The 9,864-nt window shown below is 55.5% G+C and carries 6 protein-coding genes, 1 tRNA gene and 1 pseudogene; 5 read left to right on the forward strand and 3 right to left on the reverse strand.

All coding sequences use genetic code 11. From position 1 onward, the window contains the following. Positions 1 to 120 precede the first annotated feature (120 nt). The 3 genes from AEAE_RS05800 to asnS all read right to left on the reverse strand — a co-directional run bounded on the left by AEAE_RS05800 (position 121) and on the right by asnS (position 5,122). Positions 121 to 1,548 (reverse strand): DUF4032 domain-containing protein, encoded by a 1,428-nt coding sequence (locus tag AEAE_RS05800; RefSeq protein WP_094690204.1) that lies wholly within the window; start codon positions 1,546 to 1,548, stop codon positions 121 to 123. A 265-nt stretch (positions 1,549 to 1,813) separates the two neighbouring features. After that, positions 1,814 to 2,953 carry an ABC transporter ATP-binding protein gene (locus AEAE_RS05805; RefSeq protein WP_094690205.1) on the reverse strand — a complete coding sequence of 380 codons (1,140 nt, stop codon included), beginning with the start codon at positions 2,951 to 2,953 and terminating at the stop codon, positions 1,814 to 1,816. 765 nt (positions 2,954 to 3,718) lie between these two features. Next, positions 3,719 to 5,122 (reverse strand): asparagine--tRNA ligase, encoded by a 1,404-nt coding sequence (asnS, locus tag AEAE_RS05815; protein WP_094690207.1) that lies wholly within the window; start codon positions 5,120 to 5,122, stop codon positions 3,719 to 3,721. A gap of 255 nt (positions 5,123 to 5,377) precedes the next feature. Here asnS and AEAE_RS05820 point away from each other — a divergent pair. The 5 genes and pseudogenes from AEAE_RS05820 to AEAE_RS05840 form a co-directional block, all read left to right on the forward strand. Next, positions 5,378 to 6,214: pseudogene (locus AEAE_RS05820) on the forward strand (serine/threonine-protein kinase); the annotation flags it as partial. A 38-nt stretch (positions 6,215 to 6,252) separates the two neighbouring features. Continuing rightward, on the forward strand, positions 6,253 to 7,890 hold the full coding sequence (locus tag AEAE_RS05825) for a hypothetical protein (protein ID WP_094690209.1): 1,638 nt from the start codon (positions 6,253 to 6,255) through the stop codon (positions 7,888 to 7,890). 106 nt (positions 7,891 to 7,996) lie between these two features. Beyond that, entirely contained in the window at positions 7,997 to 8,914 is a 918-nt protein-coding gene (locus tag AEAE_RS05830; RefSeq protein WP_094690210.1) for a DsbA family protein, read from the forward strand. Positions 8,915 to 8,938: 24 nt separating this feature from the next. Then, positions 8,939 to 9,012 (forward strand) — tRNA-Thr (locus tag AEAE_RS05835). 301 nt (positions 9,013 to 9,313) lie between these two features. Next, positions 9,314 to 9,864 (forward strand): cation efflux transmembrane domain-containing protein (locus AEAE_RS05840; protein WP_244569657.1); only part of this gene is annotated, 551 nt, incomplete at its 3' end.

Here is a 9,864-nt window from a genome sequence, read left to right on the forward strand (position 1 = left end):
AAACGCCTAGCGCTGGTGTTTCCGCCAAGCTCAACTCATGCACTGAACTACACTGATGGCCGATGTTTTTCGTGAAACATCGGCCATCATGCGTTTTATTCTGCTCATCTGTCGGACAATTTAGTCCGTTGACCACACGGCTGCATCCTGATCGTCGTCCTCTTCGCGAGGTCCGCGCGAACCAAATTCATCATCAGGAATGTCAGCCACCGAGTCATCGTCGATCACGCCTGCATCAGCATCCGCGTTGATTTCGGCGAGAGACTGCTGGTCGAGCTGAGTTTGTGGCAACACCGTTTTGATGTAGTCGTTCGTCGCCACGGGCATGGGCACGTCGTGGCCGATCTGCTCGGCCATGTACCAGCGGTGCGTGAGCACGTCGTGGAAGAACTGTGCCGGCTCGACGGTGGTCTGGTATTCTGGCGGGATCATGCGAACTGTTGGCTCGTAGACTTCGCGCATCCAGTCAGTGGCAACGATCTCTTCGTCTTGATCTTGCCTCCATGTCGAGGCGCGATAGCCGTCGAGGTCATTGAGCAGGCGGCGAGCCTGGTTTTCCTGCACGTCCAAGCCGGTAAGTTTGAGCAGCTTGCGCGAAGCGTAGCCGGCGTCCACCACCATTGGGCGCACGCTGATGCGCCGGCCGCCGTCGACCGTCTTCACATCCAGCTCGTCGACGTCGAAGCCCAGTTCGTTGAGCTTTTCGACGCGCTTTTCGATGCGCCACATTTCGTTGGTACCAAAGCTTTCGGTGCCGGTCAGCGTATCCCAGAGCATGTCGTAGCGTTCGACAAGCCTGTTGCCTACCTCCACCTCGTCGACAGAGGACGGCAAAAGATTACCAGAGTTCAAATCCATCAATTCGCCGATGATGTTCGTTCGGGCGAGGTCAAGGTCGTAATTCCTCTGCCCATCGGTCAGGCGCGGGTACAAGCTACCGGTTTCTGCGTCAACCAGATAAGCGCCGAACTGGTCGGCATCGCGAATGAACAGAACATTCGACAGCGACACATCACCCCAGTAGAAGCCGATCAGGTGCAAGCGCACGAGGAGCACAGCGAGAGCATCAACAAGGCGGTCAGCGGTGTCGGAGCGCAAGTTGCGCGAGAAGAGAGCGCGGTATGGCAAAGAGTAGCGCAAATGCTTGGTGATGAGGATTGCTTCGAGCGGTTCACCCTTCTCGCTGCTGCGCCCGGTTACTACGCCGACTGGTTCAACGCAGGGGATGTCGAGTTTGCGCAGTTGACGCAAAGCTTCGTATTCGTGCTCGGCTGCGCTGCGGGAGATTTCCTTCATAGCAAGGATGTCACTGCCCACCTGCACGAAGCGCACGATGTGTCGAGAAATACCGCGAGGTAGTTTCACGAGAAGGTCATCTGGCCATTGGGATAGTGGGGTGCTCCACGGCAGGGTAAACAGACGTGGGTTCGACGTTGCTGCAGTGATGTGCAATTGTCCCTCGTCGCTAGCGGCGGCTGGGTTGGCCTCGGAGAAGTCAGCATTCACTGAGGTAGCGCGAGCGGCGCGTAAGCTCTGGAAATCTTCCATTAGTCCTCCTGTATCTGCTCATAGAATACATGCTCAGCGTTCTGTGCTCAACGTTGGCCGCACCCGATATGTGGCTTGACAGCGGTAGCACGGCAGTGGCGATAAAAAAGCGAGTGGTGAACGTGCGTCGATGCGCGTTCACCACTCGCTTGTGATTGAGGAGAGAAAAGTAAGAATGCGTGCTGGGAATCACTCCAGTGCTCTTCTTACTTCGCTGACTCAGGCAATCAGAACCTGGTCAGGAAATCTCTTGTCCCTCTGGGTCTCAGTTGAGACGCTCGCCAGTTGCTGGAGAGAACAGGTGCATACGGGATGGATCGATGTGGATCTTGACCGTATCGCCGACAGCTGGGAGCTCGCGTGGGTTGACGCGAACAGTTGTCATCTTGTTCTGATCAGACATGGTTGCAGAGGTTGCTGCAGCAGAATCAGCGACAGAGTCGTCAGCGATGATGTCGCCGTAGATGTAACCATCAGAGCCCAGATCCTCGGTGTTGCGAACCAGGAGGCTGAAGGCGTCGGTATCGCCGGCAGATGCCAGAGAAGCGTGCTCTGGACGGAAGCCGAGGATGATCTCGCCGTTGTCTTCTGGGGTGAGCTTTGCCACTGCATCGGTTGGCAGGGACACAGAGTCGGAACCGATCTGAGCCTTACCCTCGGAGACTGGGTGCACTGAGAGGTTCATGGATGGAGAACCAATGAAGCCTGCAACGAAGACGTTTGCTGGGCGATCATAGAGCTCGGTTGGAGCGCCGACCTGCTGGAGAACACCGAGGTTCAGAACAGCAATGCGGTCGCCCATGGTCAGAGCCTCAGTCTGGTCGTGGGTCACGTACAGAGTGGTGACGCCAAGCTGACGCTGCAGGGTTGCAATCTGGGTACGAGTCTGGACGCGCAGCTTTGCATCGAGGTTGGACAGAGGCTCATCCATGAGGAAGACCTTTGGCTGACGCACGATTGCACGGCCCATGGCGACGCGCTGACGCTGACCACCAGAGAGAGCGCGTGGCTTACGATCGAGGAACTCGGTCAAATCGAGGATCTCAGCAGCCTGCTCCACCTTCTTGCGGATGGTGGCCTTATCCTCGCCGGCGATCTTCAGAGCGAAGCCCATGTTGTCTGCCACAGTCATGTGTGGGTACAGAGCGTAGTTCTGGAAGACCATTGCGATGTCGCGGTCCTTTGGCTGCATGGTGGTGACGTCCTTATCACCAATGAGGATGCGGCCCTTGTTCACCTCTTCGAGGCCTGCGAGCATACGCAGAGTAGTGGACTTACCGCAGCCAGATGGGCCAACGAGAACCATGAACTCGCCATCCTTGATGTCGAGGTTCAGGTCAGACACAGATGGAGTGGTGTTACCTGGATAAATTCGGGTGGTGTGGTCATAAGTGACGGATGCCATATTCGTCATTCCTTCCATCGGCAGGTACGTGCCGAACGATCCGAGTAAAAGGTTGATACTTCGATGGCAAAAGAAGACCTATCAAGCTCCTCTTTGAGCCAACGCTCTTGACTCTATCACTGAGATTGCCATTATCCAAACTTTTCGCACCCAAAACGCCAAATTCCAAGGGTTTTCTCAGGAAAGGGCGATTCTCGGGTGTGTCGAGAAAACATCCAAACAGCGCTATTTGTTAGTTGAACAATGGTTCTGTTGGGTTGACGACCATTTTGCTTGGTTGAATCGGGTCGACCTGTTGCATTCGTGTGAAATCATCCGAAATGGTGAAGGTACGAATCTTTTTATGCGTTTTCCGAGAGTAGATTGACACCGTTGAATGTTTCCCTGCTCTACTGTTGATCGGAATGGAAGAAACGTAATAACGCGTTAATGTTGCAACGAGCGATCGGACAATGTTGCGATCACCATTGTCCGGGTTCTGAAGCTTCATTGCAACCCCAATCTTCGAATTCATATAATAGAAAGCCCTGTATCTCCATTAATGAAGGGGAAGCCTTCAGCATCGAACCCTTTACGAGAAGTCATGAAGTAGTTCCCAGTTGTATCACAATATTGACCATTTTCTACCGTTATTGGCTTGTATTGTCATATGACATAAACGCACATTATAGAAGAGACGCAAAAGCCCTGGCGAGAACTACGAAGCAGCTCATCACCAGGGCCAGTTTTCATGCGGAAAAACCGCAATGATAATCTTAAGAAACCTTAGAAGTCGGCGTTACCAACCGTACGAGGATGAGGCAAGACGTCACGAATGTTATCGACACCAGTCAAATACATGACGAGACGCTCAAAGCCCAAGCCAAAGCCAGCATGCTTGGTCGAACCATAACGGCGAAGGTCGAGGTAGTACTTATACTGCTGCTCGTCCATGCCGAGCTCCTCAATACGAGCAAGAAGCTTGTCGTAGCGCTCCTCACGCTGAGAGCCGCCAATAATCTCGCCGATACCAGGAGCCAAGCAGTCAGCAGCTGCAACCGTCTTGCCATCCTCGTTCATGCGCATGTAGAAGGCCTTAATTGCCGCCGGATAATCGGTGACAAAGGTTGGGCGTTTGAAGTGCTGCTCGCACAGGTAGCGCTCGTGCTCGGTCTGCAAGTCGATTCCCCACTTGACGGGGTACTCGAACTTGACGCCGCTTTCCACAGCCTTTTCGAGGATGTCAATGGCCTCGGTGTAGGTGACGCGAGCGAAGTCAGAGCTTGCCACATGCTCCAGGCGAGCAAGCAAGCCCTTGTCAACAAAGCGGTTGAGCATGTTCAGCTCGTCTGGGCACTTGTCGAGAACCGTGCGGATGACAAACTTGAGCATCTGCTCAGACACATCCATTTCACCCTTGAGGTCGCAGAAGGCCATTTCTGGCTCAACCATCCAAAACTCTGCCGCATGGCGGCGAGTGTTGGAATCCTCAGCGCGGAAGGTGGGGCCGAAGGTGTAAATATCGCCCATGGACTGTGCGAAGTTCTCACCTTGCAGCTGGCCGGACACCGTCAAGTGAGCGGCAGCACCGAAGAAGTCCTTTGAGTAGTCGACCTTGCCGTCGTCCGTCTTCGGAACATTGTTCATGTCCAAAGTGGTCACTTGGAACATTTCGCCAGCACCCTCAGCATCGGAGGTAGTGATAATAGGCGTGTTCACGTAGACGAAGCCACGAGACTGGAAGAACGTGTGAATGGCATAGGCTGCCACCGAGCGAATGCGGAAGACCGCACGGAAGAGGTTCGTGCGGGCGCGCAAATGCTGCTGCGTGCGTAGGAATTCGCGAGTCTGACGCTGCTTTTGCAGAGGGTAATCAGGAGCGCAAGTGCCCTCCACACTGATTTCCTCAGCCTGCAGTTCGAACGGCTGTGGCCTATCCGGAGTCAGGGCAAGCTTACCGCGAACCACGAGTGCGGCGCCAACGCCCTGGGAATTGATCTCGTCATAATTAGCCAAGCCAGAGCGGGTCATCACGACCTGCAAATCCTTGAAGCAGCTACCGTCGTTAAGCGTAACGAAGCCAACATCCTTCATGTCACGAATAGAGCGCACCCAGCCGCCGACAGTAACGAGAGAGCCACCAAGCTCCTCTTGGTCAGCGTACAGTTGGGCGATACGCGTGCGATCCATGGATACCCCATTTCACCAACTGACTAATTACTACATACTGCCTGCACGCTGGTGGCGTACTTGCAGTGTTTCCAGACTAGTCCGAGGCGCGGAAAGCCGCCAGTGTGCGCCTCAAGCCCGTGCCCGGCGGCCAAATGACTGCACGCCCCATCGCACGCTCCCATCGCGGCTTCTATTGTGGTAAGGCTGAGCAGATGCTGAAAATTCGCGCCCGATTGTGCATTCTGGGCGAAAACCGGCGTAAAAATAGGAACTATGAGTGACTCCTTTGCTACGTCTGTGCTTTCGCTCGAGCCAGGCAATATGGTCGGCGGCTATACCCTCGTCTCCCACTTGGGCGGTGGCGCGATGGGCACGGTGTGGACAGTACGCGACTCCGCGGGTCAACTCTTTGCAATGAAAATCTTGAGGGACTCCCTGGCTACCGACCCGCAAGAGAAGGAAAGGGAGCAGCAGGCTCGCGAACGCTTGCACCGCGAGGCTTTGGCGCTGACCAAGGTGCGTCACCCCAATGTGACGGCCATTGTGGACATGGAGTTGGACGACAGGCTGGCTTTTATTGTCACCGAGCTGATCGAAGGTGACAATCTGCGCGACGACGTGAACCGTAATGGCGCGTATACCGGCGAGGACTTGGTACTGCTCGCCGAAAAGCTCATTAGCGCGGTTCAGGCCGTACACCAGGCGGGCATTATTCACCGCGATATCAAGCCGACTAACGTGATGATTTCCGCTTCTGGCCCAATTCTCGTCGATTTTGGCATCGCCATGGAGCCGGGAGAGTCGCATGTGACGCGCACTGGTTTGGTGATGGGAACTCCTGGTTTTATTGCGCCGGAAGTGATCGAAGGCGCTGAGTCGGACGAAATTACTGATTGGTGGTCGCTCGCCTCTGTTTTGGCTTTTGCTGCTACTGGCCAGCCGGTTTTTGGCTCAAAGCCCATCATGGCGGTGCTGGAGCGTGAGGCTTCTGGTGCGGCCGACCTGCACACCCTCTCCCCTCTGTTGCGTCAGGCTTTTTTGCAGGCGCTCAACCCGCAGCGTTCCCAGCGTTTGAGTATTGGCAAGCTGTACCAAGCGATTGTTGCTGATGTTCGAGGAGTGGGAGGCCAACCAGTAGGCGGTGTGCAATGAGCGCTCCAGATTATCAGTCTGCTTTCTCCCCCGCTTCTCGCGAGCCGGCCGCTGGCTCGTCTGAGCCACCAGTACGCACTTCGCCAAGTTTGCAAGCCTTGAACGGCAGGCCTGCTCCTGGTTCGGGTTTGCGTCGTCAGTGGACGCATTCTCCTCGCGATGTGCAAGCCATCGCTTTGGCTGATCAGCGTGAGTCGCTGCTGCTCGCTCAGCCTGCTCGCTTTGCTGGGCATTTTGCAGGCGCTGCCGGTGGTGCGGGCGGTGCCAGCGCGGCAAGTGGTGCAAATCCTGCATCTATCGCCACACCTACCCCTACTCCCACTCCAGCTCCTGCACCTGCATCCGCTCCTGCGCGCACGACTGCGATTCCACAAACAACGGTGATGCCTAACGCCATGCAGAACAATCTTTCTGCTGCACAGACCGCCGAGCCCGCTGCAACTGCCGATGCTGGGCAGACGCAGACCATCAATTCCGCTTTCTACGCTCAGCCCGACGACGATTACGCGGACGCGGACGACGGCTACGATGAGGAAAACTGCGCTGACGACTACTCCACCGATGCTGACAGCTACGACAACGGTAATACCGAAGGCGACAACGAGTACGACACCCCTCAAGCTTATGGTCCAGAGGCTGACTACCCAGAAGCTGACAATTCCGCGCCTCGTTCTCCTCGCGTTATTTCCTCGAATGTCGCTTACCAGCCCGCTGACAATGAAGAAGAGCAAGAGGGCGGCCCGTACTCGCTGGAAGGCGACTACCCGCAGGCGCAGCCGTACTCGCAGCCCGCACACTACCCACAACAGCCCGGCCCTTACCCGCAGCAACCGCAGCAGCCCCAGCAGCCTGAACCGTACGCACAACCGCAAGAACCCCAAGAAGAGCCGAGCGGAGTAGCACTCAAACTGCTGCTCGCCATTCCCTTTGCTTTCTTGGGTGCTGTTTCGCCAGCATGGGCACTGATCGTGGGCACTGTCATCCTCTGGCTGGTCACGATTCGTGGAAAAGCGGCGATTACAGCGATGAATTTGCGTCACGACCACGGTGGAATCAGCGTGCGTTCGGATGGCGTGCATATTGCGCTGGCTTTGCCGTGGTATGCCGTACAATCGTTCTTTTCTGTGCTCTCGCCAGCTGTTTTGTGGGCGATTATTCTCGCGGTGGTGAATTACATTGCCACGAAGTTGCTTGCAATTCCGGCGATCTGGCTGAGCCCGCAGATGAGTTCGGCGTTGCTCACTCGCCTGGCTCGCTTTTTCGCGCTGCCTCTCATTTCCGGCGAGGTTTTCTCGGTGGCGAGCCTCATTATGGCGCTCACTTCTGCTGGTTGTTGGCTGTTGGCTTGCACTCTGACGTCTCGTTGGAGCGCGCGATCGCGTGGTTTCCAGGCTTTATGGGCCTCCATGAGATTTGCAGTATCGCATTTAGCTCATAATTCGCTGTCAGATTCCCCGAAGAATGCTGAATCAGCAGACCCGCATTCGCGTCCGGATCATTCGCGCGTGGCTGGCATTCTCGTGCTGGTTTTGTTGTTAGGCTTTGCGATTTCGAGCGTGGGTGTGGCGACGAATACGCAGATGATGGATTGGACTCCGGTGGCAATGAATGGCGCTGATAATCTTGAGCAATAGAAAAATACAAGCCAGCAGCTGAAAAGCTGGGGCGTGAACGTGAGATTCACACGCATCGCGTACCATACTGAACCATCAGGTGACGTGCAGTAAAGGAAAGAGAATTATGGCACGGATGACACGAGCCGAAAGAGAAGCTTTAGAAGCGCAGAAGCAAGCGCAACTGGCCAAGGACCAGCGTAACCAGACGTTGATTGGCGTTGCAGTGATCGTGGCCGTTGTTTTGGTCGTCGCACTCATTGCCTTCTTCATCGTGCGCTCGAACCAGGATTCCAAGCCTAGCGCTGACAGTGTGAAAGAGGCGAAGGCTGCCATCAGCAAGGTGGAGGAAAAGCCAGCCAACGCCAACACGGACAACGGCTTTACTATTTCGAAGAATGGCGTAAACAAGCCAGTCAGCGGCGTCCCAACCGTGTCGAACTACATGGACTTCATCTGCCCAGCATGCGCGGCTTTCGAGCAGAGCGCAGGAAATGACATCGTCAAGATGGTTCAGGCTGGCCAGATTAATCTCGACGTTCACCCGGAAGCCTTCCTGGACCGCTCCTCCACCGATGAGTACTCCACGCGTGCGGCTTCCGCAATTGTGTACGTGGCGGAGAATGACCCTGCTCATCTGTTGAGTGCTGTTCAGGCCATGTTTGACCCTGACTACCAGCCTCAGGAAGCTTCTGCTTACAAGCCGACCAGCGACAAGATGATTGCCGCCCAGCTGAAGAAGGCTGGCGTGAAGGCATCGGTTGCTGATGCTGCTGTCAAAGGTACCTATAAGAAGTGGGTGAAGGCTGTTTCGAGCTACGACCCTCTGCAGGAGAAGTTGTGGCATCAGCATGGTGATTTCAAGGGCCAGATGACCACGCCAACCTTGCTGGTTAACGGCCATTATGTTGACCTCGTGCTCGCCCCAAGCCAGTTGAGCAACACGCAGATTGTCGCTAAGTCTATTGGTCTGGATGCGGCTGAAATTGGCAACTCTTCTGTTTTGCCTAGCGTCAAGACCGGCAAGCCTATCGACTTGGAGTAATTTGCTGGTATCATAGCGAGAGTTGCCTCCTTAGCTCAGTTGGCTAGAGCATCCGCCTTGTAAGCGGAAGGTCGTCAGTTCGAGCCTGACAGGAGGCTCTCTGAACCCGGCTTCGGCCGGGTTTTTGCGTATTGAGGGTTGCGCGGGGTTGGCGGCCAGGCGGCTGCGCTTCCGGGCGCTCCCCCAGCCTGCGGCCACGCTGGGGGCGAAATGCGCGCGAATTTTCCTGTAAAATAGAAATGTTGTGCAGATGAAGCGATGAATCTGCGCACTGATAATCTCCCATGAAACTGAAACTTCTGACACTGAAAGCAAGGAAAAACTTCAGTAACTGAAAACTCAGACTCGTGGACACCCCTCGTACGGTTCTGCCAATCGTGCGCCAGAAAGGAAGGCCCAGTGAAGCCAAACAAAGTAAAGCCCAACAAGAAGACTCTCCTGCAGCAGATCAACGCCGCCAAGCCCGTCAACGCGCTTACCAGCAAGCTGACTAGCCGCACGCGCAAACGCTCCCACAAGGCCATCGAACGGCGAGCCCTCATCGTCGGCATTCTGATGAACACCATGCAAGTTCTTGGTGGCGTAGTCGTCGTGCTCATGACCGGCTTGCAAGCCATGTTCCTCGACACCGCGTTCACCTTCATCTCGGTAGTGTCGGGAATTGTCGCCGTCTACCTCTCCTCGCGAAGCGTGCGCGCAACGAAACGCTTCCCGTACGGCATGTTTGCTTTGGAGCCAATTTACGCGATTTGCAAGGCGATCTTCACGATCTCACTGCTCGCCTTCTCGCTGCTCGAGGCTGGTAGCGCGGCTTTCGAATACTTCGTGTACGGCCGCGGCGAGCATATGAGTTTAGGCCCGGTGCTGGTGTATGAGCTGGTGGTGCTCGTTTTGTGCTTTAGCTTGTGGGCTTACTATAGGGCAGAAAACCACGAGATTAACAACGCCAG

The organism is Aeriscardovia aeriphila (assembly GCF_002259595.1).
Lineage (GTDB): Bacteria > Actinomycetota > Actinomycetes > Actinomycetales > Bifidobacteriaceae > Aeriscardovia > Aeriscardovia aeriphila.

What these genes read in the sequence shown, in the direction of transcription:
- AEAE_RS05800 (WP_094690204.1), bottom strand. Translation starts at nt 1,548, where the DNA reads ATGGAAGATTTCCAGAGCTTACGCGCCGCTCGCGCTACCTCAGTGAAT.
- AEAE_RS05805 (WP_094690205.1), bottom strand. Translation starts at nt 2,953, where the DNA reads ATGGCATCCGTCACTTATGACCACACCACCCGAATTTATCCAGGTAAC.
- asnS (WP_094690207.1), bottom strand. Translation starts at nt 5,122, where the DNA reads ATGGATCGCACGCGTATCGCCCAACTGTACGCTGACCAAGAGGAGCTT.
- AEAE_RS05825 (WP_094690209.1), top strand. Translation starts at nt 6,253, where the DNA reads ATGAGCGCTCCAGATTATCAGTCTGCTTTCTCCCCCGCTTCTCGCGAG.
- AEAE_RS05830 (WP_094690210.1), top strand. Translation starts at nt 7,997, where the DNA reads ATGGCACGGATGACACGAGCCGAAAGAGAAGCTTTAGAAGCGCAGAAG.